Annotated in this window: 25 protein-coding genes and 1 tRNA gene; 19 read left to right on the top strand and 7 right to left on the bottom strand. The window is 58.8% G+C overall.

Going from position 1 to position 24,597, the window contains the following annotated elements; genetic code table 11:
• Positions 1-5: 5 nt before the first annotated feature.
• The 3 genes from ACFOOP_RS14030 to ACFOOP_RS14040 all read right to left on the bottom strand — a co-directional run bounded on the left by ACFOOP_RS14030 (position 6) and on the right by ACFOOP_RS14040 (position 1,990).
• Positions 6-1,022, bottom strand: coding sequence for an NAD-dependent epimerase/dehydratase family protein (locus ACFOOP_RS14030; protein WP_379881742.1), 1,017 nt, complete (start codon positions 1,020-1,022; stop codon positions 6-8).
• Positions 1,023-1,065: 43 nt separating this feature from the next.
• Positions 1,066-1,833 carry a lipoyl(octanoyl) transferase LipB gene (gene lipB / locus ACFOOP_RS14035; RefSeq protein WP_379881743.1) on the bottom strand — a complete coding sequence of 256 codons (768 nt, stop codon included), beginning with the start codon at positions 1,831-1,833 and terminating at the stop codon, positions 1,066-1,068.
• Between the two features lie 72 nt (positions 1,834-1,905).
• A tRNA-Leu gene (locus ACFOOP_RS14040) sits at positions 1,906-1,990 on the bottom strand.
• Positions 1,991-2,225: 235 nt separating this feature from the next.
• On the opposite strand from ACFOOP_RS14040, the gene ACFOOP_RS14045 reads away from it, so the two are divergent.
• From ACFOOP_RS14045 to proS, 3 genes are all read left to right on the top strand, one after another.
• A complete protein-coding gene (locus ACFOOP_RS14045; RefSeq protein WP_379881744.1) occupies positions 2,226-2,537 on the top strand; it encodes a hypothetical protein in 312 nt (103 codons plus the stop codon).
• On the top strand, positions 2,534-2,779 hold the full coding sequence (locus ACFOOP_RS14050) for a hypothetical protein (RefSeq protein ID WP_379881745.1): 246 nt from the start codon (positions 2,534-2,536) through the stop codon (positions 2,777-2,779). The genes ACFOOP_RS14045 and ACFOOP_RS14050 overlap by 4 nt, the downstream gene beginning before the upstream one ends.
• A gap of 88 nt (positions 2,780-2,867) precedes the next feature.
• Positions 2,868-4,214 (top strand): proline--tRNA ligase, encoded by a 1,347-nt coding sequence (gene proS / locus ACFOOP_RS14055; RefSeq protein WP_379881746.1) that lies wholly within the window; start codon positions 2,868-2,870, stop codon positions 4,212-4,214.
• Here proS and ACFOOP_RS14060 read toward each other — a convergent pair.
• A complete protein-coding gene (locus tag ACFOOP_RS14060; protein ID WP_379881747.1) occupies positions 4,211-4,657 on the bottom strand; it encodes a hypothetical protein in 447 nt (148 codons plus the stop codon). The genes proS and ACFOOP_RS14060 overlap by 4 nt on opposite strands.
• Before the next feature lie 155 nt (positions 4,658-4,812).
• Between ACFOOP_RS14060 and ACFOOP_RS14065 the strand changes: the two genes are divergently transcribed.
• Positions 4,813-6,096 (top strand): lipoprotein-releasing ABC transporter permease subunit, encoded by a 1,284-nt coding sequence (locus ACFOOP_RS14065; protein ID WP_379881748.1) that lies wholly within the window; start codon positions 4,813-4,815, stop codon positions 6,094-6,096.
• Entirely contained in the window at positions 6,089-6,772 is a 684-nt protein-coding gene (locus tag ACFOOP_RS14070) for an ABC transporter ATP-binding protein (protein ID WP_379881749.1), read from the top strand. Before ACFOOP_RS14065 ends, ACFOOP_RS14070 begins: the two co-directional genes overlap by 8 nt.
• A 59-nt stretch (positions 6,773-6,831) precedes the next feature.
• On the opposite strand, the gene ACFOOP_RS14075 is transcribed toward ACFOOP_RS14070, so the two are convergent.
• Both ACFOOP_RS14075 and ACFOOP_RS14080 read right to left on the bottom strand, forming a co-directional pair.
• On the bottom strand, positions 6,832-8,070 hold the full coding sequence (locus tag ACFOOP_RS14075; protein WP_379881750.1) for a class I SAM-dependent methyltransferase: 1,239 nt from the start codon (positions 8,068-8,070) through the stop codon (positions 6,832-6,834).
• A gap of 64 nt (positions 8,071-8,134) precedes the next feature.
• Positions 8,135-9,580 carry a cryptochrome/photolyase family protein gene (locus ACFOOP_RS14080; protein ID WP_379881751.1) on the bottom strand — a complete coding sequence of 482 codons (1,446 nt, stop codon included), beginning with the start codon at positions 9,578-9,580 and terminating at the stop codon, positions 8,135-8,137.
• Positions 9,581-9,695: 115 nt separating this feature from the next.
• Between ACFOOP_RS14080 and ACFOOP_RS14085 the strand changes: the two genes are divergently transcribed.
• A complete protein-coding gene (locus ACFOOP_RS14085; protein ID WP_379881752.1) occupies positions 9,696-10,115 on the top strand; it encodes a hypothetical protein in 420 nt (139 codons plus the stop codon).
• Here the strand turns inward: ACFOOP_RS14085 and ACFOOP_RS14090 are convergent.
• On the bottom strand, positions 10,112-11,113 hold the full coding sequence (locus ACFOOP_RS14090) for a KpsF/GutQ family sugar-phosphate isomerase (RefSeq protein WP_379881753.1): 1,002 nt from the start codon (positions 11,111-11,113) through the stop codon (positions 10,112-10,114). The two genes, ACFOOP_RS14085 and ACFOOP_RS14090, sit on opposite strands and share 4 nt — an antisense overlap.
• A gap of 48 nt (positions 11,114-11,161) precedes the next feature.
• Between ACFOOP_RS14090 and kdsA the strand changes: the two genes are divergently transcribed.
• The 13 genes from kdsA (at position 11,162) to fabZ (ending at position 24,590) form a co-directional block, all read left to right on the top strand.
• A complete protein-coding gene (gene kdsA / locus ACFOOP_RS14095; RefSeq protein ID WP_379881754.1) occupies positions 11,162-12,037 on the top strand; it encodes a 3-deoxy-8-phosphooctulonate synthase in 876 nt (291 codons plus the stop codon).
• Between the two features lie 174 nt (positions 12,038-12,211).
• Positions 12,212-12,997 (top strand): 30S ribosomal protein S2, encoded by a 786-nt coding sequence (rpsB, locus tag ACFOOP_RS14100; protein WP_379881755.1) that lies wholly within the window; start codon positions 12,212-12,214, stop codon positions 12,995-12,997.
• 125 nt (positions 12,998-13,122) lie between these two features.
• Positions 13,123-14,031, top strand: a complete 909-nt coding sequence (gene tsf / locus ACFOOP_RS14105) for a translation elongation factor Ts (protein ID WP_379881756.1) — start codon at positions 13,123-13,125, stop codon at positions 14,029-14,031.
• Positions 14,032-14,227: 196 nt separating this feature from the next.
• Positions 14,228-14,983: a UMP kinase gene (pyrH, locus tag ACFOOP_RS14110; RefSeq protein ID WP_379881757.1), complete on the top strand. Its 756-nt coding sequence runs from the start codon at positions 14,228-14,230 to the stop codon at positions 14,981-14,983.
• Positions 14,984-15,051: 68 nt separating this feature from the next.
• Complete coding sequence (gene frr / locus ACFOOP_RS14115; protein WP_379881758.1) at positions 15,052-15,591, top strand: ribosome recycling factor; 540 nt, start codon at positions 15,052-15,054, stop codon at positions 15,589-15,591.
• Between the two features lie 84 nt (positions 15,592-15,675).
• Entirely contained in the window at positions 15,676-16,428 is a 753-nt protein-coding gene (locus tag ACFOOP_RS14120) for an isoprenyl transferase (protein WP_379881759.1), read from the top strand.
• A 10-nt stretch (positions 16,429-16,438) separates the two neighbouring features.
• A complete protein-coding gene (locus tag ACFOOP_RS14125; RefSeq protein WP_379881760.1) occupies positions 16,439-17,287 on the top strand; it encodes a phosphatidate cytidylyltransferase in 849 nt (282 codons plus the stop codon).
• A gap of 11 nt (positions 17,288-17,298) precedes the next feature.
• Positions 17,299-18,507, top strand: a complete 1,209-nt coding sequence (locus ACFOOP_RS14130) for a 1-deoxy-D-xylulose-5-phosphate reductoisomerase (RefSeq protein ID WP_379882899.1) — start codon at positions 17,299-17,301, stop codon at positions 18,505-18,507.
• A gap of 40 nt (positions 18,508-18,547) precedes the next feature.
• Positions 18,548-19,789 (top strand): M50 family metallopeptidase, encoded by a 1,242-nt coding sequence (locus ACFOOP_RS14135; RefSeq protein WP_379881761.1) that lies wholly within the window; start codon positions 18,548-18,550, stop codon positions 19,787-19,789.
• Between the two features lie 9 nt (positions 19,790-19,798).
• On the top strand, positions 19,799-22,390 hold the full coding sequence (gene bamA / locus ACFOOP_RS14140; RefSeq protein WP_379881762.1) for an outer membrane protein assembly factor BamA: 2,592 nt from the start codon (positions 19,799-19,801) through the stop codon (positions 22,388-22,390).
• Between the two features lie 13 nt (positions 22,391-22,403).
• A complete protein-coding gene (locus tag ACFOOP_RS14145) occupies positions 22,404-23,042 on the top strand; it encodes an OmpH/Skp family outer membrane protein (RefSeq protein WP_379881763.1) in 639 nt (212 codons plus the stop codon).
• 74 nt (positions 23,043-23,116) lie between these two features.
• Complete coding sequence (gene lpxD / locus ACFOOP_RS14150; protein ID WP_379881764.1) at positions 23,117-24,121, top strand: UDP-3-O-(3-hydroxymyristoyl)glucosamine N-acyltransferase; 1,005 nt, start codon at positions 23,117-23,119, stop codon at positions 24,119-24,121.
• 4 nt (positions 24,122-24,125) lie between these two features.
• On the top strand, positions 24,126-24,590 hold the full coding sequence (gene fabZ / locus ACFOOP_RS14155; protein WP_379881765.1) for a 3-hydroxyacyl-ACP dehydratase FabZ: 465 nt from the start codon (positions 24,126-24,128) through the stop codon (positions 24,588-24,590).
• Positions 24,591-24,597 lie beyond the last annotated feature (7 nt).

Genomic DNA, 24,597 nt, shown 5'->3' on the forward strand with positions numbered 1-24,597 from the left:
GTAAATTAAATCGCCTTAACGCGCTCAAGCGCGCGCGCTGCATCAATGACGGCGTCTCTGCCCGGACGAAATACGACGCCAGTGAGGTCGGTGACATAAGCGGTATCCGCCTGCGGCGCCACGCCGAGGTCGGGCAAGACCGTTGCGATGTTGCGGTCGAATATCGCCATGATGCGCACAAGCCAATCCGGCAAAACGCCTGAAGGAATTTTCTTTGCGCGATCTGGAAACGCGGTTGAAAGAATAGCGGCGATCTCTTTCAGCGACAGGGTGTCGGCCGACGCGATGAGGCGCCGCCCGCCGGTTTCAGGTTTTTCAAGCGCCGCCACATGCACAGCCGCCACATCGCGCACATCCACCATCGGGTAAGAAACATCCGGCATCGCCGGATAGGCGCCGGTCATCATGAGCCGGATCAAATCGAGCGATGCGCAGATATCGTCATCAAGAGGCGGGCCCAGCACCAGCGCCGGGTTCACAATGGTCAACCGGTGTTTGAAACCGCCGATGACCGCGGCGTCCCAGGCGGCCTGTTCAGCGGCGGTCTTGGAGACGATGTAAGGCGTGTTCTGTTTCCAGTCTTCATCGGTCCAGTCATCTTCGGTGACAGGCAGAACCGCAGGCCGGCCGGCGCGATACATCATCGTGACCATGGATGAGGTCATGACTATGTGGCCAGCTTTTTTTGCGGCGTTCAAAACCCGCATGGCGCCGTCGCGCGCCGCCGGGACAAGGGCGTCGCGCTGGCGCGGCTGCGCTGTCGGGAACGGTGAGGCGATATGAAGAACGCCGTCGCATCCCCGGGCCGCATCCTCCCAGCCTTCATCTTCTGAAAGATCGGCGGCGGCGAAGGAAAGGCGGCTGATGTCGGCGCCAGCCTCTTCCAGTGATTTTTTGACCTGTATCGCCTTGCTCAGGGCGCGGATAGTGCCGCGCACCTCATAGCCTTTTTCCAGCAACTGAAGCGCCGCATGTTTGGCGATGAATCCGCTGACGCCGGTGACGAGTATTTTTTCCGCCATGGCCAAGCCTGCCTTTCGGGAATCAGTCTCCCCAAAGACTATTTCACCATGACGGCGAAGCGGCGTCGAGAGTCGGGCCAAAAACCTTGTGAAAAGCGGCTTTTAGCGCTTCGTCGGCGTCATCCATCGTGACCGGCAGGCCGAGATCGACGAGGCTGGTGACGCCGAGGCCAGGATCGCTGACGCCGCAGGGGGTGATGCCGCTGAAGTGGGTGAGGTCAGGTTCGACGTTTAGCGCGATGCCGTGAAAGCTCACCCATTTCCTGACGCGTACACCGATGGCGGCGATCTTGTCCTCGCGCAAAGACCCGCCAGGCTCGGTGCGGTCGACCCAGACGCCAACTCTGTCGCTGCGGCGTTCGCCTTTGACATTAAAGGCGTCGAGCGTTTCGATGATCCATTGTTCGAGCCCGTGAACGAAACAGCGGATGTCCTTGCCGCGGCTTTCGAGGTCGAGCATCACATAAGCGACGCGCTGGCCGGGGCCGTGATAGGTGTATTGTCCGCCGCGAGAGGATTTGTAGACCGGAAAGCGGTCGGCATTGAGGAGATCGCTTTCCTTCGCGCTGGTCCCGCCGGTGTAGAGCGGTTCATGTTCCAGCAGCCAGACAAGTTCGGGGGCTTCACCTGCGCGGATGGCGGCGGCGCGGGTCTCCATGTACTCGACGGCGGCGTCATAGGGGATGCGGCTCGGAGAGACCGCCCACTCAACAGGCGCATCGCTGCGAAGGAGTTTCGCTTCGGCGCCTGTGGGGGAATGTTGAAGCCGGTCGGTGGCCATGAAGCCGATACTGCTCCCATGAGATGACATGGCGCATATGCCTCCCTCAACGCTCAAGGACAAGGCGGGGAAATTCAGGATACGGGAGTTTCCTGGGAGAAATGGTGCGGTCGAGAAGACTCGAACTTCCACGGGTTGCCCCACAGCGACCTCAACGCTGCGCGTCTACCAATTCCGCCACGACCGCACGTCGCGCCATGGAGCAGGGCTCCACGGAACAAATGGTATCCAGCAGCTCCTAGAAACCACTGGCGAGGTGGGGCGACATAGCAAAAGCCATCGGGCCTCACAAGCCCAAATCGGGACCGGCGGCAGCATCTTAATTGAGGCTCCCTGGGAGCGATATGCTCCGTAAATCAACCCGGAAAGCCCCTTTGCTGCGTTAATCCTTAACGTGGCGCGGATGATGCACCGCCCCGCCTATGGAAGCAGGCCGCATCATCATCGCCGGAATTTCCTTCGCCGTCGCCGGGGTTGGCGCGGCTTGGGACGTCGTGATCGTGCGGCCGGGCCCCTGCGCCGCCGCCGAGACCTATCTTCTTGCCGGTAATAGCGCTGCGATCATCCGCGTCGAGGAAGACGCCATTGCCGAGACCGACGGGGTGATCGTCTATCGTGAACAGGCTCGCAAGGGCTGGGCGAGTCGCCAGATTCTCGCCCGTTTCGATCTCCGCCTCGATGAGGCGGGAACCACCATCGTCAATTCAGGTCAATATTGCAGGGGGTCCCAATGAAAATGCTGGGCTTCATGATCGCGATGACTCTCGTTTACTGGGTTATGGCGACTTACGCACATTCGATCATCGCCACTGCCGATCCGTGTCCGTCAGCGGAATTCGTTACCGCCGGGACCGCTGCGGACTACGAACCCACTCAGATGAGTGCGGCTGAGGGCGCTGCGGTCAAGCTGAGCGGGCGCTGGTCCGCAGAAGGCGACTACCACATCGTCGAAACCGCAAACGCCTGCGCCGGATAGCCTGGAAAATGGGCTGGCGCGCCGGGGTTTCCCCTCGGCCAGAAAACCGACTAGAAGGCTCCGCGAAGTTGAAGTTTTGCGGACCCTTATGCGCCTTTCCCGGTTTTACCTGCCTGTTCTGAAAGAAACCCCCGCCGACGCCCAGATCGCCTCGCACCGGCTGATGCTGCGCGCGGGCATGATCCGTCAGGAGGGTGCGGGCATTTACGCCTGGTTGCCGCTTGGGTTCCGGGTCCTTAAAAAAATCGAACAGATCGTGCGCGAAGAGCAAGATCGTGCGCATGCGGTCGAGATGTTGATGCCGACGATCCAGTCCGCCGATCTGTGGCGCGAGAGCGGGCGCTATGACGCCTATGGCAAGGAGATGCTGCGCATCACCGACCGCGCTGATCGCGAGATGCTTTACGGGCCTACCAATGAAGAGATGATCACGGAGATCTTCCGCGCCGGCGTTCGGTCCTACAAGGACCTGCCGAAAATGCTCTATCATATTCAGTGGAAGTTTCGTGATGAAATCCGTCCGCGTTTCGGCATTATGCGCGGCCGAGAGTTTCTGATGAAGGATTGCTACTCCTTCGATATTGACGAAGAGAGTGCACGCAACAGCTACAACAAGATGTTTGTGGCCTATCTGCGCACTTTCGCGCGAATGGGATTGAAGTCGATCCCCATGCGCGCGGACACCGGGCCTATTGGCGGCGATCTTAGTCATGAATTCATCGTCCTCGCGGATACGGGTGAAAGCGCAGTCTTCTGTGACAAGGGCCTCGTCGATATGGATGTGCCTGCGAAGACGACGGATTTCGACGGTGACTTACAGCCTGTGATCGATCAGTTCACGTCGCTTTACGCTGCGACGGATGAAATGCACGACGAAAAAGAATTCGAAACAAAGGTTGCGAGTGAAAACCGCATATCAGCGCGCGGCATTGAGGTCGGCCACATCTTTTTCTTTGGTGAGAAATATTCAGCGCCGATGAAGGCAGTTGTCGCTGGTCCCGATGGCGGCGACATCAATGTCCAGATGGGCTCTTACGGTGTTGGCGTGTCGCGTCTTCTCGGCGCCATCATTGAGGCCTATCACGACGAGGCTGGTTGCAAATGGCCCATGCCAGTCGCGCCGTTTCATGTGGGAATTGTCAATCTGCGCGTGGGCGATGAGGCCTGCGACGCAGCGTGTGCGAAACTGTACGCCGATCTTGAATCGGCTGGCGTTGATGTTCTTTACGATGATATAGCCGCACGGCCGGGCGAGAAATTTGCGCGTATGGATCTGATTGGCTTGCCTTACCAGATCACGATTGGCCCGCGTGGCCTTGGCGCCGGCGAAGCGGAAGTGAAAGACCGCCACACGGGTGAGAAATCAAACGTCGCGCTTGACGGTGTCGCTGGCGAGATCGCCGCCAAGGTCAAAGCGGCGCTCGACTACGCCTAGATTTTCGTCTTGGGGTGCGTGTCGGGCAGTTTTGTAATGATGGCGATGCTGGCTGCGCCAAGCATGATGCCGCCTGTCGCCAGCGCCTGCATGGTCGATCCCTGATTTTCGCCGATCTGTTGCAGGATATTCCATGAACTGCTGACCGCAGCGACGGCCGCGAGCGCAGGGGCGACGATGCTGCGCACGAAAGTCACAAAGAAATTCCGGATGAATTTGATCGTGAAGCCGATGCCGCCAGCTTCGCGCCAGGCGGAAAGGGCGTCGGCGAAAATTGACCACGCCCAGTAAATCGCGCCGGCGCCGCCAAGGAAATAACTGGCATTTTCGAGACCGGCGGGAAGCGCGGCGCCGTCGCCAAATTCCTTGACCGCCCAGACCCCGCCCGCGAACATGACGCCCGCAAGCAGAAAATACCCTACGATTTTGCTGACCAGACCCACTTTGACGCTCCCACCATGACCCTCACTCTTTATTGAACAAAATGCTGGGGGAGATGGCAAGGCGGTTGCCAGGCACGGGGGCTGCGGGCGATTTGCCTTTCGGGAAAAGTAGGTTAGCAAGGCGGTTCAAGCCTTTCAGGCCCGGAGAAAAGAAAATGACGAATGTCGCGGCCTCGCCAACGCGGCCCTTTTCCTATTTCGAATGGATGGTTGCACGGCGTTATCTCGGCGCCACGCGGTCCGGAAAAGGCGTGTCGCTCATCTCCATGATCGCCTTTGGCGGCATCATGCTTGCCGTGATGGCGTTGATCAGCGTGATGTCGATCATGCAGGGCTTTCGCCTGACCTTGCTCGACCAGCTTCTTGGCACCAACGGCCACGCCCATGTGCAGGCGGAGGAGCCGATCACAGAGTATGATGATCTGGCGACGCGCCTCGCCGCAATTCAGGGCGTCACCAGCGCAACGCCGCTGATTGAGCAACCGGTCTTTGCGAGCGCCAATGGCGAGACCGGCATGATTGTTCGCGGCGTCCGGCGCGACGACCTTCTCGTGAATGAGTACATCACAGGACCTGACCATATTCTCGACGGATCGGTGGAAAATTTCGGCGTCGGCGACAAGGGCGGAAATGAAATCCTGCTTGGCAGTCGGGTTGCATCTCAGCTCGGCGTTCGCGCAGGCGACAAGGTGCGATTATTAACCGGGCAAGGCGCAGAGACGGCGTTCGGTCGTACGCCCCGCTCAAAGGTCTATACCGTCGGCGCGATCTTCCATGTGGGCAACGCCGAATATGACGCCATTTACGGCTTCATGCCGCTGGAGCAGGCGCAACTGTTTTTCGGTTTCGGAGACGGCGTCCAGAATATTGAGGTCAATGTCGCTGAACCCGAACAGATCAAAGCCTATCGCGAGCAATTGATGAGCGTCGCGCCGGGGCTTTATGTCAGCGACTGGCAGCAGCGTTTCCAGGGCTATTTCAACGCGCTTCAGGTGGAGCGCTTCGCCATGCGTCTTGTCCTGTTCCTGATCATCATTGTCGCGACGCTGAACATTGTGACGGGTCTTATCATGCTGGTGAAGGACAAGACCGGCGATATCGCGGTTCTCAGGACCATGGGCGCGACGCAAGGCTCGGTCCTGCGCATTTTCCTGTTGTCCGGCGCGCTCATCGGCGTTCTCGGCACCATCGCCGGGATCGTGCTCGGCTCGCTGTTCATCCTCAATATCGACGCTATAGAGAACGGCATCTCCACACTCGTCGGACACGATGTTTTCCCGGCGGAGGTTTACTACCTCGACGGCGTTCCGGCGAAGCTTGAATTGCGCGAAGTCGCCCTGATTGCGGGCTTTACGCTGTTCATGTCCCTTATCACGACGCTTTATCCTGCATCGCGCGCCGCGCGGCTCGATCCGGTGGAGGCGCTGCGCTATGAGTGAGCCCGTTCTCCGCCTCGAAAATGTTGCGCGCCGTTACGGCGATCTCGTCGTTGTCGAGGAAATCAATTTCTCGCTGCGCCCCGGTGAAACGGCGGCGCTTCTGGGGCCGTCTGGCTCCGGCAAATCATCCTTGCTCCATATAGCCGGTCTTCTGGAAGCGGCGTCTGCGGGCGAGGTTCACATTATGGGCCGTGCGACATCGCCCCTGAACGATGCGGAACGCACCCGTATCCGCCGGGCGACGCTCGGTTTTGTCTATCAGTTCCATCATCTGCTTCCGGAATTTTCCGCGCTGGGCAATGTGGCGCTGCCGCAACTGATAGCAGGCGTCAAAAAGAAAGAAGCGGAAGCGGAAGCCGTTCGGCTGTTAAAGCTGATGGGGCTTGGCGAGCGTGTGCATCACCAGCCGGGCCAGCTTTCAGGCGGGGAGCAGCAACGTACGGCGATCGCCCGCGCGTTGGCGAACAAGCCGAAGATCATGCTGGCGGATGAACCTACAGGCAATCTCGATCCGAAAACCTCGGATGTGGTTTTTGATGCGTTGCTTAATCTGGTGCGCGGCGAAGGGCTGGCGGCGCTGACGGCGACCCATGACCAGCGGCTCGCAAACCGGATGGATCGCGTTTATGTGATCCGCGACCAGCGGCTTGTGGAATTGAAAAAAGAGCCTGCCTAAAGCAGTTTCAAGCAAAGTGGAAACCGCTTTGCGTTGAGAAAATGCGACCTGAAGACCGCTTAGGCTTTCTGGACAGTCATCTGCCGCACATTTGTAGTGCCGGCACGAAAGCCCGCTTCGCAATAGGCGAGATAGAACCGCCACAGCTTCGAAAAACGGTCGTCGAAACCCATCGTACGAATTTCATCCCATGCGCCGAGGAAGCGGTCGCTCCATTCATGCAGCGTAAGGGCGTAATCCTGCCCGAAATCCTGTATGCCTTTGAGTTTCAGTCCGGCCTGTTCCGTGAGATTCGACAGCGCCGCATTGCTGGGCAAGACGCCGCCCGGGAACACATAGCGCTGAATGAAATCTGTGTTTTTCAGATAGTTCTCGAAAAACCGATCCGCAATGGTGATGATTTGCAGCCCTGCAAGACCGCCGGGTTTCAGCACCTCGCGCACTTTCTGGAAATAGGCGTTCCAGTATTCCTTGCCCACCGCTTCAAACATTTCAATGGATGCAACCTTGTCAAAGGTTCCGGTCTCATCCCGGTAATCCTGCAAGCGGAACTCCACCTTGTCGGAAAGCCCGGCGCGTTCAATGCGCTTGCGCGCATAGTCAAGTTGTGCCGGCGACAGGGTCAGGCCGGTGACGCGGGCGCCGTATTTTCCAGCGGCGTATTCCGCGAAGCCGCCCCAGCCCGATCCGATCTCCAGCACATGATCGCCCTCTTTAAGGTCGATCATTTTCGCAAGGCTTTCATATTTGTTGAGCTGTGCGGCTTCGAGACTGTTGGTGAGTGGAGAAAACCGCGCTGAGGAATAGGTCATAGTCGGGTCCAGCCATTTTTCATAAAAGCTGTTGCCGAGATCGTAATGGGCGACGATGTTGCGCTTGGCGCCGGCTTTCGTATTCTTCTCGCTTTTGCGCCTGAGGTTTTGAAGCCAGTCGACAAAAGGAAGGCCGGAAAATACGCGCTGCACATGGTCGGCATTGCGCGCGAAGATATAAAGGCACGCGGCGAGATCGGGCGTCTCCCAGTCACCGTCCGCGAAGCTTTCAAAAAAGCCGATATCGCCGCCGAACATCGCGCGCCGCGCGAACCGGTAGCGACGGATCAGGAGGACGCCCTTCGCGTCTTTTTCCTCTTTGCCCTCAATCGTCAGGCGACGTCCGTCGGGCAATTCGAATTCCAGCGTTCCATATTGAATATGAGACGCAATCTTCAAAATCTGGCGGAAGAAAAATGGCAAGCCATGCGTATCTAAAACCGGCTTTGCGAGAGCGCTCCCAGGAATGCTTTCTGACGCTGACATAGTTCTCAGACCCTTTCACAGCGAAACAGTTTCCGCCGCCGGTCACAAAACTTTTGCGCGCTTGTTACTTTTTTATTGTTTTATACCCGTCAAGCGCGCGCTGACGCGCGGCGGCGTGATCTAATACGGGTTCCGGATAAGATTTTCCAAGTTTGACGCCCGCTTTGTCAAGCACTTCCTGCGGAGCTTTCCATGGGGCGTGGATATATTTTGCAGGCATATTTTGCAGTGCGGGAACGAATTCCCGGACATAGTTTCCATCCGGATCGAATTTTTCGCCCTGCGACACGGGGTTGAAAATACGGAAATAGGGCGCTGCGTCGGCGCCGCAGCCTGCAACCCATTGCCAGCTTGCGGAATTGCTCGCGAGGTCTGCGTCAACCAGCGTGTCCCAGAACCATTCTTCTCCCTCCTGCCAAGGGATCAAAAGGTCCTTGATGAGAAAGCTGGCGACAATCATCCGCACACGGTTGTGCATCCATCCCGTTTGCCACAGCTGGCGCATGCCGGCGTCGACAATGGGGTATCCCGTTAGTCCTTTGCGCCAGGAGGATAGGCCTTTCTTATCTGTGCGCCAGGGATAATCCGCGAACTCTTCGCGCAAGGGCTTCGCGGGAAGGTTTTCATTGTGAAAAAGCAGGTTGTAAGAGAAGTCGCGCCAGGCGAGTTCAGACAGGAATTTGTCGCCGGCGCTGTCGCTTATGGCGCCGTCTGACATTTTCGCGTGAGTTGCCTGCCAGATGGTGAGCGGGCTTATTTCGCCGAAAGCCAGATGCGGGGAGAGGCGGGATGTATAGTCCTTGTCCGGACGATCGCGGCCTTGTTTATAGTCATCAATAACGTCGCTCAGGAAATCGAGCAGGCGCTCTCGGGCGCCCCTCTCGCCCGGTGTCCAATGGCCTTCGAACGAAGCCGCCCAGTTGGGCTTTGACGGCAGGAGGCGCCAATCATCCAGCTTGTCGCTTTTTGGAAACTGCTTCGGGGTTTCGACCTTACGCGGTTTCGCTTCCGTGTCGGCGCGGGCGGGTTTGGCCTGTTTCAGGGATTTCCAGAACGGGGTGAAAACTTTGTAATACCCGCCGGAGCCGGTCTTCAGCTCCCATGGCTCACGCAGAAGGCTTCCGTTGAAGGTTTCCACATTGACGCCGCGCTCACCCAGATCGCTTTTCAGTTTCTTGTCGATCTCAATCCACGACTGGTGATAGCGGCGGTTCCAGAACACATGGGCGGCGTTTGTTTCTTCCACCAGCGCAGGAATGATTTTCGCCGCTTCGCCGCAGCGCAGCACGAGTTTAGAGCCGAGTTTTTCAAGCTCTGCGGTTAGCGAAGCGAGGCTGTGATGGAGCCACCAGCGCGACGCCCCGCCAAGCGCATGGTCGATGCTCTCATCAAGGACATAAACCGGAATAACCGGCGCGCCGGTCTCCCGTGCGGCGGCAAGCGCCGGATTATCGTCAAGGCGAAGGTCCTGACGGAGCCAGAGGAGGGCGGGGCGGAGAGGGTCAGGCATGCAGCAAATACAGTCTCATGGGTGGACCCGGCGGCCTTCTGACGGTAGCCTGTTATATAGTCACGGGGGTGACGTTAGGGGATGCGGCTTCCGGGTTGCGTTAAAGGGGTGTGTTATGTCGGGTGCTGATACGTTTTCCAACGGTTTTCTGATTGTTCAGGCGGGTGTTCTCCTGCTGACGCTTCTGGCGCTGTTGGGTTCCCTTTTATTTTCCAAGCGCGCTCTGAAAGCTGCGTCCTTTGTGCGTGAAGCGCAGGAAGAAGCCCATGCGCTTTATGGCTCCATGGATCGTCAGGTGCAGAACATCCAGATGATGAGTGACGATCTGCGCCGTCTGTCGGACGATGTCGCCCAGCGTCAGGAAGAGCTGGCATCGCGGCTTCAGTCCCCGGCGCCTGCCGCCGGTGATACAAACAGCGAGGCCCCCGCATCAGTGGAGCAGAGCTTTGCTCCGGAGGCAGAAGAAGCGCAAGCGCCAGAAGACGAAGATAAGAAACCTGGCGCCCTTTTCCGTGGGCTATTGCGCCGCCGCTAAACAACACCGATTGTCAGGCAATCATGAACATGGACGAGGCCTACGGGCCTTTCGTCCTCGATCACAAAGATCGCTGTGATCTTGTTGCGGCTCATATAAGCGAGAATATCGCCGGCAAGCGTTTCAGGTTGCGCCGTACGCGGATTTTTTGTCATCACTTCCGCGGCGGTTTTCGATTGCGCGTCTGCGGTGAAATGGCGGCGGATATCGCCATCGGTGATAATGCCTTTCAAAGCGCCTTTTTCGTCGACAATGCCGGCGCAGCCAAAACCGCCATCCGAAATCACCGCAACAATCTGCGTCATGGGCGTATCGAGCGCTGCCAGCGGCAAGGCGTCAGCGCTATGCATCAGGTCGCGGGCTTTCCTCAGCGCTGCGCCGAGTTTGCCGCCCGGATGAAAGCCCTGAAAGTCACTCGCCGAAAACCCGCGCGCCCTCAAGAGAGCAACCGCTAGCGCGTCGCCGAGCGCCATCATCATCGTTGTCGAGGTCGTCGGCGCGAATGTTTCGCCGCAGGCTTCTTCGATGTCGGGCAGGATCAGATCGATCTGCGCCGACTTGGACAGCGCTGAGCCGTGCACGCTGGTGATCGCCACCAATGGAATTGAAAACCGCGCCGTATAGGCGAGGAGGTCGCCCAGCTCCGCCGTTTCTCCGGATTTCGAAAGGGCGACAACCACATCGTCTCTGGAGATCATGCCGAGATCGCCATGGCTCGCTTCTGCGGGGTGGACATAAAGGGCAGGGGTGCCGGTCGAGGAAAAGGTCGCGGCCATCTTGCGCGCAATATGACCGGACTTGCCCATGCCGGTGACGACCACGCGGCCCTTGGCCTGGTGAATGAGATCCACGGCGGCGGCGAAATCGGCGCCCAAGCTGGCTTTCAGCGCCTCCAGCCCCTTGATTTCGAGGGCGAGGACATTTCGGGCGATGTCGAGTGAATTGGACATAAGGAATTGATACCACAGAAACTTGATGCGTAGAGCGAGGCGGGCCATGAACTTGATCGCCGGAATCGCTATGATGAGGCAAGTGAAGGAGCATGCATGGCCGGCCCGGAAGAAAAGTCAGAAACACCTGTCGAGATCAGCCAGAAGGTCACTGTCGGCAACCATCTGCCGCTGGCCGTCTTCGCTGGGCCCTGCGCCATGGAAAGTCGGGCGCATGCGCTTGAATGCGCCCATGCGCTGAAAGAGATCGCTGACCGGCTGAAGATCGGCCTCGTCTACAAATCCTCGTTCGACAAGGCGAACCGCACTAGCGCTGGCTCAGCCCGCGGCGTCGGTCTTGAAGACGCCTTGCCGGTTTTTGCTGAAATCCGCGAGGCGACCGGCCTGCCGGTGGTGACGGACGTTCACGAGCCCGGACAGTGCGCGCGCGTTGCAGAGGCAGTGGACGTGCTCCAGATCCCGGCCTTTCTCTGCCGTCAGACCGATTTGCTGGTCGCCGCCGCCAGGACCGGACGAGTCATAAAGGTCAAGAAGGGCCAGTTTCTCGCCCCATGGGATATGAAAAATGTCATCGCCAAGGTCCGCGAGGCGGGCAACGACCGCGTTCTCGTGACCGAGCGGGGGGTGAGCTTTGGATACAACACGCTGGTCAGCGATATGCGCTCCCTTCCGATCATGGCCCGGGAGACCGGCGCGCCCGTGGTCTATGACATCACCCATTCGGTGCAGACGCCGGGCGGGGCCGGGACCACGTCAGGCGGCCAGCGGGAATTCGCTCCAACGCTCGCCCGGGCGGCTGTGGCGGTTGGCGTCGCTGCGGTGTTCGCAGAGACCCACCCAGACCCTGACAAGGCCCTGTCGGATGGTCCCAATATGATCCCCCTCAACCAGTTTGAGGCGTTCCTGAAGGATCTGCAGGCGCTGGACGCCCTCGCCAAGGCCCGGGGCTCCCTCCATGGCTATCCAGCTTAGGTGAAAACCGCGGAAAAGCGCCATTTTCCGCCCCTCTACGCCTTGCGTGACAGGGAAAGAGGGCGTATAGCGCGCGCCATCTCACACGCGGCGTGATCTTCGGTGATCCGGCGGCTTTAGAGCCAACCCGGGTTTTCAGCGCGCCGCGGCGGTAAAACTGAAGGAGACTATCCAATGGCGCTGCCAGAATATTCCATGCGCCAGCTGCTCGAAGCTGGCGTTCATTTCGGTCACCAAACCCATCGCTGGAATCCGAAGATGAAATCTTACATCTTCGGCGATCGCAATGGCATTCACATCCTCGATCTGTCGCAGACGGTTCCCCTGATGCATCAGGCGCTCGTCAAAGTGCGTGACGTCGTCTCCGGCGGCGGCCGCGTTCTGTTCGTCGGCACCAAACGTCAGGCGCAAGGTCCGGTCTCGGAAGCGGCGAAACGCTGCGCGCAATATTACATGAATGTGCGCTGGCTCGGCGGCACGCTCACCAACTGGGAGACGATCTCCGCATCGATCCGTCGCCTGAAGGACATGGAAGAAAAGCTGGCCGGCGGCGCAGCTTCCGGTCTCACCAAAAAAGAACAGATGATGCTGGGCCGCGAGCGCGACCGTCTTGAAGCATCGCTTGGCGGCATCCGTGAAATGGGCGGCTTGCCGGATCTGATGTTCGTCATCGACGTCAAGAAAGAAGCGATCGCCATTCAGGAAGCCAAAAAGCTCGGCATTCCGGTCATCGCCGTCGTCGACACCAATTGCGATCCGGATAATGTCGACTATGTGATCCCGGGGAACGACGATGCGTCGCGCGCGATCTCGCTCTATTGCAACCTTGTGGCCGATGCTGTGATTGACGGCCTTGGCGAGAGCCAGGCTGCGCTCGGCATCGATATCGGCGCCATGGAAGACGCTCCTGTCGAACCGGCTGCGGTTGAAGAACAGCAAGCCGAACAGGCAAGCGCCTAAACCATTCGCTGATTTTCGGCGGTGTGCGGGCGCGGAGAACCTTCCGGCCCGCCTGTCGCCTTATGGTCATAAAACCTGATTAAAGCGCTCATTGGCGCGATGACTGAAACGTAAAGGAGAACACAATGTCTGGCATTACCGCTGCGACCGTGAAGCAACTTCGCGAGATGACCGGCGCAGGCATGATGGACTGCAAGACCGCTCTCACTGAAAATAACGGCGACATGGACGCCGCCGTCGATTGGTTGCGCAAGAAAGGTCTTTCCAAGGCCGCCAAGAAAGCCGGCCGCACTGCGAGCGAAGGCCTCGTCGCCATCGCTGTCGAGCCGAACGCATCGGGCGCCACGGGCGTCGTCGTTGAGGTCAACTCTGAAACCGACTTCGTTGCGCGCAACGAAGTATTTCAAAAGATGGTCCGCGATATCGCAAATACGGCGATTGGCGTCGGTGGCGACCTTGCGAAGCTCCGTGCGGAAACCTATCCGGGCGCCGGCAAGTCCATTGACGAGCATATCGCCGAGATGGTTGGCCAGATCGGTGAAAATATCGGCTTGCGCCGCGCTGAAGGCGTCACTGTCGACGAAGGCGTTGTGGCGTCTTATGTCCACGGTCCGGTGACTGACGGCGCCGGCAAGATCGGCGTTCTCGTCGGCCTCAAATCGTCTGGCGACAAGGCCAAGCTTGAAGCGCTCGGCAAGCAGATTGCGATGCATGTCGCGGCGGCGCGTCCGCTCTCGGCGAAAATCGAAGAGCTCGATCAGGCTGTCGTGGAAAAGGAAAAGGAAGTTCTCGCTGAACAGGCGCGCGCTTCCGGCAAGCCGGAAAATATCATCGAAAAGATGGTGGAAGGCCGCTTGCGTAAATTCTACGAAGAATCAGTCCTTCTGGAGCAGATTTTCGTTATCGACGGCGAGACCAAGGTTGGCAAAATCATTGAGAACGCCGCCAAGGATATTGGCGCGCCAGTGGAGCTTGTCGGCTTTGTTCGCCTCGAATTGGGTGACGGCGTCGAAAAAAGTGACGACGAAGACTAAAAGGTCTCGCGGGTCCGTTTGACGCCCGCGCGCAAAAGTACCAAAAGCGCCGCGGGGGAGACTGCCCCCCGCGGCGTTTTTACTGGGGCCGGGTTTGCCGGGGGATCGCGCCCTTGAAGGGGCTGCCATTCCCGGGCGGGCAGGCTTAGGGTGCCCCAAAGCCGACCAGAGCGGCAGAGTAAAGGAATAGGGATCTATGTCTCAGTCTTCTGGCCCAGTGTCTTCCAGCAAGCCTTTGCTTTACCGGCGCGTGCTCCTCAAGATCAGCGGCGAGGCGCTGATGGGCGACGGCCAGTACGGCATCGACAATGAAACCGTGAAGCGGGTCGCGTCCGAAGTGAAGGAGGCGCAAGAGCTGGGGGTAGAGCTGTCGCTGGTGATTGGCGGCGGCAATATTTTCCGGGGCATGTCGACCGCCGCGCAAGGCATGGAGCGGGCGAGCGCCGATTATATGGGCATGCTGGCGACGGTCATGAACGCGCTGGCTGTGCAGAATGCTCTTGAAAGCATCGGTGTTTACACACGCGTTCTCTCGGCGATTGAGATGACGGCGATCTGCGAGCCCTATATCCGCCGTCGGGCGCTGCGCCATATGGAAAAAGGCCGGATCGTTATTTTCGCCGCTGGTACGGGAAACCCCTTCTTCACGACGGATACGGCCGCAGCGCTTCGGGCCGCCGAAATGGGCTGCGATGCGCTGCTGAAGGGAACCCAGGTCGACGGGGTCTATTCAGCCGACCCCAAGAAAGACCCTGACGCCGAGCGTTTTGAACATCTGAGCTACCACGAGGTTCTGATGCGCGACTTGAAAGTGATGGATCAGGCGGCCATTTCCCTCACCCGCGAGAGCGGCATCCCTATAGTTGTCTTTCCCATTGGCGAGCGCGGCGGCATTGTCGGCGCCCTGACCGGTGAGGGCCCGTCCACGGTCATCAGCGACGACAAACCATAATCCGGACAAGACATGAGCCGAATTTCAACGTAAAATCAGTTGATAAGAAAAAAAGGAGCAGGAATCACATGGCGGACATCAAAGAGCTGCGCAAACGCATGGACGGCGCGCTGGCTTCGCTGAAATCGGAATTTTCCGGCCTCAGGACCGGCCGCGCGAGCGCGAGCCTTGTCGAGCCTATCGACGTCGATGCTTATGGCTCGAAAATGCCCATGACGCAGGTCGGCACCATCACCGTGCCCGAGCCGCGCATGATCACTATCAATGTCTGGGACAAGGGTCTTGTGGGCGCGGTGGAGAAAGCCATCCGCGAGGCGGGTATCGGCGTCAATCCGGTGGTCGATGGCCAGAGTGTGCGCATCCCCGTTCCTCCGTTGACGGAGGAGCGCCGCAAGGATCTCGTCAAGGTCGCAGCGAAATACGCCGAGCAGGCCAAGGTCGCGATCCGGAATGTACGCCGCGAAGGTATGGAAGCGGTGAAATCCGCTGAAGGCGGCGAGGACCAGCAAAAGAAACTTTCCGAAGACGTGCAAAAGCTAACCGATGAAATGGTCAAGAAAGTTGACGACGCTTTCGCGGCCAAGGAAGTGGAGATCATGCAGGTCTGAGGCGGCGCGCCTCTAACGCGAGATTATGGAATTGAGTGCAGTAGTTCATATCGTCTTTATTGACCGGCCTCGCGGAGAGGTCCGATGAACGCTGCGCCTGCGCCATCCCCCGGTCCGGTTGAGGGCGGCGCTGCGACGCCCAAACATGTCGCCATCATCATGGACGGCAATGGGCGCTGGGCGAAAGCGCGCGGCCTTGCGCGTACGGAAGGCCACAAGGAAGGCGTTGAAGCGGCGCGCCGCGCCGTAGAAGCCGCCCGCGATCTCGGTCTTCAGTATTTGACGCTATATTCGTTCTCGACTGAAAACTGGCGCCGGCCGGCGGGTGAAGTCCGCGATCTCATGGGACTCTTGCGCCAGTTTATTGTCGACGACCTTCCCAAACTGAAAAAGGAAGGCTGCAAGGTCGTTATTGTCGGCGACCGGGACAATCTTTCGCTTGATCTGAAGGCGCTGGTGAACCGCGCTGAAAGCGAGACCAAAAACAACGCCAAATTCACCTTGCAGATCGCCTTCAATTATGGCGGGCGGGACGAGATCGTCCGGGCGGCGCGCGCCGTGGCGGCGGCGGTGAAATCAGGCGAAATGACGCCTGACGACATCACCGAAAAAACTTTTGAGCGATTTCTCGACACCAAGGATATTCCGGACCCTGACTTCGTGATCCGCACCAGCGGGGAAAAACGTATTTCCAATTACCTCCTGTGGCAGGCGGCTTATGCGGAATATGTATTTCTCGATGTCTTGTGGCCTGATTTCACGAAAGAGGTTTTCGCCGGCGCGCTTGAAGAATTTTACCGCCGCGAACGCCGTTATGGCGGCGTCGGCGCCGGTTAACGGCCGGCTCATGTCCCCTTCTGTAGACAAACTGGACGTCGCCAAACCTGCGTCCGCCGGCGCGCTGACAAAGCGCATTATTTCCGCACTGGTCTTGATGCCGATTGTGATCGCCGCTGTTTATCATGGCGGGTCGGCTTTCGCTGCGATGATCGCGTTTGCTGCTGTCGTAATGGTTTTTGAGTGGTCGCGCATGGTGGAGCGCCGTGTGCTGACGAATGCTTTTTACGCTCTTGTGTGCGCCAGCGCCGCCGCGATGTATTTCGCCGCCGCCGGCAATTACGACGCAGCGCTGTTTTCTGCGGCCATAGGCGGGCTCGCAAGCAGCCTTTTCGCCAAGCGCAATAGCGGCATCGGAATCTGGTCGGGCTTCGCCGCCTTTTATGTCATCATTCCATGCATAGCGCTGGTCTGGCTCCGGCTTGACGCGCCGTCGGGCCGAGCGTTGTCCTTTCTACTTTTCGGGGTTGTCTGGGCGGCGGATTCGGGCGCCTTTCTGTTCGGCAAGTTCATTGGCGGGCCGAAGATCAGCTACGCTCTTTCACCGTCTAAAACCTGGTCCGGCATTGGCGGCGGGGTGATGGGCGGCTGTCTCATCGGCGCTGTGTTCGGGGCGGTGACGATCGGCCCCGCAGCCGCGCTTCTCTATACGGTGATCGGCGGCGGCCTCGGGGCGGCTTCGGTCCTCGGGGACCTCTTTGAGTCGGGAATCAAGCGCTATTTCGGCCTCAAGGACATTTCGGGCTTTATTCCAGGCCATGGCGGGGCGCTTGATCGCCTGGACGGCATGATTTTCGCCACTTCGGCGATGACGGGGGGGCTTCTCCTCTATATGCTGGGGGAAAGGATTCAGGGGTGATCAAGGGGATGATGGAAACGCGAGGGGCCAGGGCCCGGCGGCGCATTACGATTCTCGGCTCGACCGGCTCGATTGGTGAGTCGACATTGAGCGTGCTGGAGCATGCCGGGACGCTTGGCGAGGCGGACTTTGAAATCGTGGCGTTGACCGCCAACCGCAATGTGGAAAAGCTCGCGGAGCAGGCGCGCAAATTCAGGCCGGAATTTGTCGCGGTCGCCGATGCAAGCATGGGCGATGATCTTAAAGCAGCACTGGCTGGCACAGGCATCGAAACCGGCGCCGGAGAAGCGGCGGTGGAAGAGGCGGCGCTTCGCGATGCAGATTGGGTTATGGCGGCCATTGTCGGCGCCGCTGGATTGAAGCCAACCCTAAAAGCCGCAGCGCGCGGCGCTGACATTGCGCTCGCCAATAAGGAATGCCTTGTCTGCGCAGGCGAAGTCGTCACGAAAGCAATCCGCGAAGGCGGCGGCGCGCTGCTTCCCGTCGACAGCGAGCACAATGCGATTTTTCAGGTTTTCGATTTTGATCAGCCCGAGCGCGTTTCCCGGTTGATCCTGACCGCTTCAGGCGGGCCGTTCAGAACCTGGACGCGCGAGGCCATGGGCGAGGCGACGCCGGCGCAAGCGGTCGCTCACCCTAACTGGTCCATGGGCGCGAAGATTTCCGTCGATTCTGCGACGATGATGAATAAGGGTCTGGAGCTGATCGAGGCCGCGCATATCTTCCCGGTCGCTCATGAAAAAATCGAAATTCTGGTCCATCCGCAATCGGTGATTCACTCCATGGTGGAGTATGTGGACGGATCGGTGCTCGCCCAGCTCGGTACGCCTGACATGCGCACGCCGATTGCGACGACCCTGGCCTGGCCGCGGCGGACGCCGAGTCCCAGCGAGCAGCTCAACTTCGGGAAAGTCTCTAAACTGACCTTTGAAGACCCTGATTTAGTTCGGTTTCCGGCGCTTCGCCTCGCGCGCGAGGCGATCTCCGCCGGCGGCATTATGCCCGCTGTATTGAACGCCGCCAATGAAATCGCCGTCGCGGCTTTTCTGGCGGGCGGGATCAAATTTCTTGATATCGCCGCAATTTCCGAGCAGGTACTGGAGCGGACGGGGCGACTCAACGGACCAGCGAGCCTGTCGACGCTGGAGGAAGTCATGGACGCAGATGCAAATGCGCGCGCCATGGCGGAAGAATGTGTCGCCGCCCGTGCGGCGGCTTAAGTAGTGGAACGACGAAACATGGCCGCCGACTGACAGGACTATGCTGGAAACCCTTCTTATCCTGCCGATCTCGATCATCGCTTTTATCGCGTTGCTGATGATCATCGTGTTTTTCCATGAATACGGACATTTCTCCGTGGCGCGGCTTCTTGGCGTCAAGGTGGATGTCTTTTCCATCGGCTTCGGCAAACCGATCCTGCAATGGATCGACCGCAAGGGAACGCAATGGCGTATCTCGGCCTTGCCGCTTGGCGGTTATGTGAAATTTTTCGGCGACTTGAACGCGGCTTCTCAAGGTCCTGCTGAGGCCGCGCAAAAACCGGCGACGACGCAGTTTCCGGGTCCGCGTGAAGCGGAGGAAATCGCCGGCGGGATGAGCGCGGAAGAACGCAAGGTCTGCTTCCATTTCAAGCCGGTCTGGGTCCGTGCGGCTGTCGTCGCTGCAGGGCCGCTGGCCAATTTTGTGCTCGCCGTGGCGATCTTTGCGGGCCTTTATATGACGCTTGGACGCGTCATCGTCGATCCGATGGTCATGGATGTGACGGCGGAGAGCGCCGCCGCTGAGGCTGGTTTCATGCCGGGAGATCGAATCGTTACGGTCAACGGGCGCCCGGTGGCGGAATTTGGCGATGTTGCCGATGCGGTTCTTGTCAGCGGCGGCGATGAAATTCGTTTTGAGGTTGATCGTGGAGGCCAGACGGTCGCGCTGACGGCGGCGGCCACGCGAATCGAAAATACGGACCGCTACGGCAACAAGATCGAGAGCTGGCGCCTTGGTATCGTCGGCCCTTCACCGCAGGATTACAGTTTCCGCAAATACGGGCCCATAGACGCCATCTCTGCAGGATTCGGCGAACTTGGCAGGATTTTAGAGCTGACGGTCAAGTATATCGGCAAGATCGTGCTCGGTAAGGAAGAAGCGAGCCAGCTCGGCGGTCCGATTAAAATGGCCCAATATGCTGGGCAATCGGTGATGTCGGGCTTTGATGATTCGTCCTATCGCGAGCCTCCGGGGTTCCTCTTCAAGTTGCGTGCGAGCCTGATTGATTTCATTTTTCTCGCAGCGGTTGTATCGGTCTCGATCGGATTCCTGAATTTGATGCCTGTGCCGGTTCTCGACGGCGGGCATCTCATGTATTACGCATACGAAGCGATCTCTGGGCGACCTCTGGGGGCACGTGCTCAGGCGATCGGTTTTCGTTTGGGTGTCGTCCTGTTGGCGTCGCTCATGATTTTTGTGACCTGGAACGATATCAATAATCTCCTTTCATCTATCAGCTAGGGCGGCGGCATGAGTTTGTACAAGTCGGGGGGCGGGGTTTTACGCGCAGTATTCGGGCGCGCAGCAATCGCGCTGGTGGCGTCAGTCATCTCCGTTTGCGGTCACGCTGTTGCGCAGCAGCCTGCGGCGCAACCGGGCCTGACCGCCGAGGATCTATTCCGGCCAACGCCGGCGCCAATCATTCAAGGCGTGCGCGTCAGCGGCAATCAGCGCGTTGAAGCGGAAACGGTCGGCTCCTATTTGCCGCTTCAGCCCGGCATGCCCGCCGATGAGGAACTGCTCGACCTTTCGCTGAAGACGCTATTCCGCACAGGCCTCTTCTCCGACGTCAAATTGGAGATGCAGCCTAACAATGTTCTTTTGATCACGGTCGTTGAAAACCCGATCGTCAATCAGGTGATTTTTGAAGGCAACCGGCGGATCAAAAGGGACAAGATCGAACCGGAGATTCAACTAGCGCCGCGCACCGTCTATACGCGCGCAAAGGTTCAGGCTGACGTTCAGAAAATTGTCGAGCTTTATCGCGCCAAAGGTCGTTTCGCCACGATCGTTACGCCGAAGGTGAAGCCGCTCGAACAAAACCGTATCGATGTGATCTTCGAGATCGATGAAGGCCCGAAGACCGGCATCGCCAAGGTCAATTTCATTGGCAATGATGTTTTCACCAATAATGAACTGCGCGGCGTTGTCCTGACCAAGGAAAGCCGCTGGTGGCGCTTCTTCACGAATTACGACAATTACGATCCGGATCGCCTCGAATATGAACGCCAGCTCCTGCGAGAACATTACGGCAAGCACGGCTATGCCGATTTTCAGGTGGTTTCCGCCGTTGCTGAGCTGACGCCGGACCGCAAGGACTTCTTCATCACATTTACGGTCGATGAGGGACCGCAATACACCGTCGGCGACGTGCGCGTGAAAACAACGCTGGCCAAGCTTAATGCTGACGCGCTCGAGAATTTTGTGCCCATCAAGGAAGGGCAGACCTTCGATTCCGAACGTGTCGAAAAAGCGGTTGAATCGATCACCTTCGCGACGGGGACGGCTGGCTATGCGTTTGTGGACGTCAATCAGCGGCTGATCCGCCACGAAGATTCAAACACGATTGATCTGGTCTTCGAGGTCAATGAAGGCCCGAGGGTCTATGTTGACCGCATCAACATCAAGGGCAACTCGCGCACACTCGACAAGATCATCCGCCGCGAAGTTCGTCTCGCGGAAGGCGACGCCTTCAACCGGGTTCTGGTTGACCGCTCGCGCGCTCGGGTGCGTTCGCTTGGTTACTTCAAGGAAGTGACGATTGAGGAAAAGCCAGGCTCTGCGCCGGACCGCACCGAGCTTGATGTGAATGTTGAGGAGCAGTCGACCGGCTCACTCAGTCTTGGCGTGGGTATTTCCTCAACAGAGAATTTCATCGTTGATGTCTCGATCGAAGAGAGAAACCTGCTCGGACGCGGTCAGTATCTGCGTTTCCGGGTGCAGGCGTCGTCGCGCACGCGTCAAGTCGACCTGCGTTTCACGCAGCCTTATTTTCTCGATCGCAACCTCGCGGCGGGCGGATCGCTGTTCAATCAGCGCACGAACTTCCGGGAGTCCGGTTTTATCCGCAACCGAATCGGCGCTGGCCTCAATGCGGGTTTCCAAGTGTCGGAATATGGCCGCGGAGGGTTGAATTATCTGCTGACCCGAGACAGCGTGACAATCAATACGGACATATCGCAAAATATTGGTCTTGGGGTTGATCCGCTTTCGATCCTCATCGCGGGCGCGATGCCAGCAAGCGTCAGTCCTCTTTTCAATGACGCCAATGAGCAAATCGGTCAGCAGGTGGTGGCCAATGTCTGTGATTTTGCTGCTCAGTCCCTGACCCCGACCTGCGAATCGCGCGGCAAATTCCTGACCTCGCTCGTAGGCGTCAGTCTCAGCTTTGACACAAGAGATGACCCGATCACACCGCGTCGCGGCTGGCGCGCTGGCGGCTCGCTTGGTGTTGCGGGGCTTGGCGGAGATGTGAATTATTATCAGGCCGAAGTTAATGGCGCTTGGTATCACCCGATTATTGGTGATTTCATTGGGTCGCTCAAAGGCCGCGCGGGTTATATCAATGGCTGGGGCGGCGATGATGTGCGTCTTTCGGACCGCTTTTTCGAGGGCGCTTCGACGTTCCGCGGCTTTGAGGTCGCTGGCATTGGCCCGCGTTATGTAACACGCTTCGATCCTGAGACCGGCGAGCTTCGCGGCCAGTCCATCGGCGCCAAGGCTTACGCCATCGGGACGGCGGAAATCCTGCTGCCATTGCCTTTGCCCGACCAGTATGGCATTCGGGCGTCCTTGTTCAGCGATTTCGGCACGGTCGGCATGGTCGATGACTCGACAAAATTGCTGAACGATAATCCGGCGTTTTTTGTGGATACGGATGGTGACGGAATTGGCGATTATGCGCCGATACAGGATGATTTGTCTCTTCGTGTGACGGCCGGGGTTTCGGTTAGCTGGGATTCGCCTTTCGGGCCGGTCCGCTTTGATTTCGCCAAAATCTTGCGGAAAGAAGATTACGACCAGACTGAAGGCTTCCGTTTCAGCGCTGGGACCAACTTTTAGGTAGAGGTGTAAGATGAAAAAACAGGCTTTTGCTATTGCCGGCGCGATCATGATCGCAGCGGCGGGACTTGCTGGCGGCGCGCTGGTCAGCGGCGCTGAAGCGCAAAGCGCCGGAAAGGCGCCGGTTATCCTGATCGTTGACCGAGCACAGATTGTCTCCCAGACGAAAGCCGGCAAGACAATTCCAGGTCAGGCCGAGCAAGTGAAAAAGAGCGTCGAGAAAGAACTCGAAGCAGAAGCGGACAAGCTCAAGAAAGAGATTGAAAGCTTCCAGAAAAACGCATCGCTGATGTCCGAGGAGGTCCGCAAAAAGACCGAACAGGATCTGGCGGGGCGTTACCAGTATGGCCTGCCGCAGCGCGTGCAGATCATGGAGCAGGCGTTTTCGGCGGCGGTTCAGCAGGCGCAGGCGAAAATCCTCATGGAAAGCCAGCCGATCCTCAAGGACATCGTTGACAAACGCGGCGCCACCATTCTGCTCGACCGGTCGGCGGTGATGTATGCTGCGCCGGAGACCGACGTGACGCAGGAAGTCATTGCGGCGCTCGACAAGAAATTTCCGGCCGTTGACGTTGAAAAAGTCTCGCTCGCCGATCTTGAAAAGCAGATCAAGGAAGCGCAGGCGAAAGCTCAGGCAGCCAACAAGAAGTAAGTTGCGCGTTTATGAACTTAACGGAGCGGCCGGCGCGAGCGTCGGCCGTTTCGTGTTTCAGAGATGAGGGCTCCATGCCGGACAGCCGATTTTTTGAAACCCTGACGCCGCTCAGCGTCTCTGATGCCGCGACGGTCACCGGCGCGCGCTTGATCGCGGGCGATGAAAACGGGACGCTCACTCATGTCACGTCGCTCGACATGGCGGATGGGGCAGGGACTGTCATTTATTGCGAAAAACCGGGCGGCCTCTCCGCGCTTTCCGGAAAAACATTTGGTCTATGTTTTGCGCCCGAGGGAACCCCTGAGGGATCTGGCGAGCTAGCGGCAGGACTTTCGGGCGCCCTTGCGCTCGTCAAGCAGCCGCGCCTTGCCTTCGCGCTTCTCGGCGCGCGGCTACATCGGTCGGTGAAAGCCGCCGATGAAATGAAAGCGCGGCCTCAGGGCGCCCATCCGTCCGCCTTTATCGCCGCGACAGCGGAAATCGCAAATGACGCCGAGATCGGGCCCGGGGCCTATATCGGTCCCGGTGTCGCCATAGGCGGCGGCGCGCTGATCGGCCATGACGTCACCATCACCCATGCGCTTGTAGGGCGCCGAGCCCGCATTCTTCCAGGCGCTCGCATTGGCCAGTCAGGCTTCGGCTTCGTTCCCGGCCCGTCAGGGCTCGTCAAAGTCCCCCAACTCGGTCGCGTAGTTATTGGCGCCGATGTGGAGATCGGGGCGAATACGACAATCGACCGCGGCGCACTTGAAGATACAATTGTCGGCGACGGAACCAAGATCGACAATCTTGTGCAAATCGGCCACAACGTCCGCCTCGGGCGAAATTGCGTCATCGCCGCGCAATGCGGCGTTTCGGGAAGTTGCGTGATTGGAGATGGTGTCATGATGGGCGGACAGGTGGGGCTTGCCGACCATTTGACGATTGGCGAGGGCGCCATGCTCGCGGCGGGATCGGGCCTGATGCGCGACGTCCCGGCAGGGCAAACCTGGGGCGGCCGGCCGGCGCGCCCCATCAAGGAATGGTTGCGCGAAACGGCGGCGCTGGCGAAAATGACAAAAAAGAGGAACGGTTAGCCCCATGTCGAAAATAGAGCCCGGAAAAAGCGTCCTGGAAGTGGATGAGTTGATGCAGATCCTGCCGCATCGCTATCCGATCTTGCTCGTCGACAGGCTTGTGGACATCGTGCCGGGCGAGGGCGCTGTAGGCATCAAGAATGTCACCTTCAATGAGCCGATCTTTCAGGGGCACTTCCCGCAAAAACCGGTTCTCCCCGGGGTCTTCATGATCGAGGCCATGGCGCAAACGGCGGCGGCCTATACATCGTATACCGAAAATCTTGATACTGAAGGAAAGATTGTTTTGTTCATGGGCGTCGACAAGGCGCGTTTCCGCCGCCCGGTGGTGCCTGGCGATCAGGTGAGGATCGCCGTCAGGACCGTTCAGCGTCGGCCACCGGTCTGGCGCTTTGAAGGCGTCGCCACGGTTGACGGCAAGAAAGTCGCCGAAGCGCAATTCTCGGCCATGCTGGCCCAGTCGCTCTGAGTTTCGT

The sequence above is a fragment of the Hyphococcus aureus genome (assembly GCF_042643165.1).
Classification (GTDB): Bacteria; Pseudomonadota; Alphaproteobacteria; order Caulobacterales; family Parvularculaceae; genus Hyphococcus; species Hyphococcus aureus.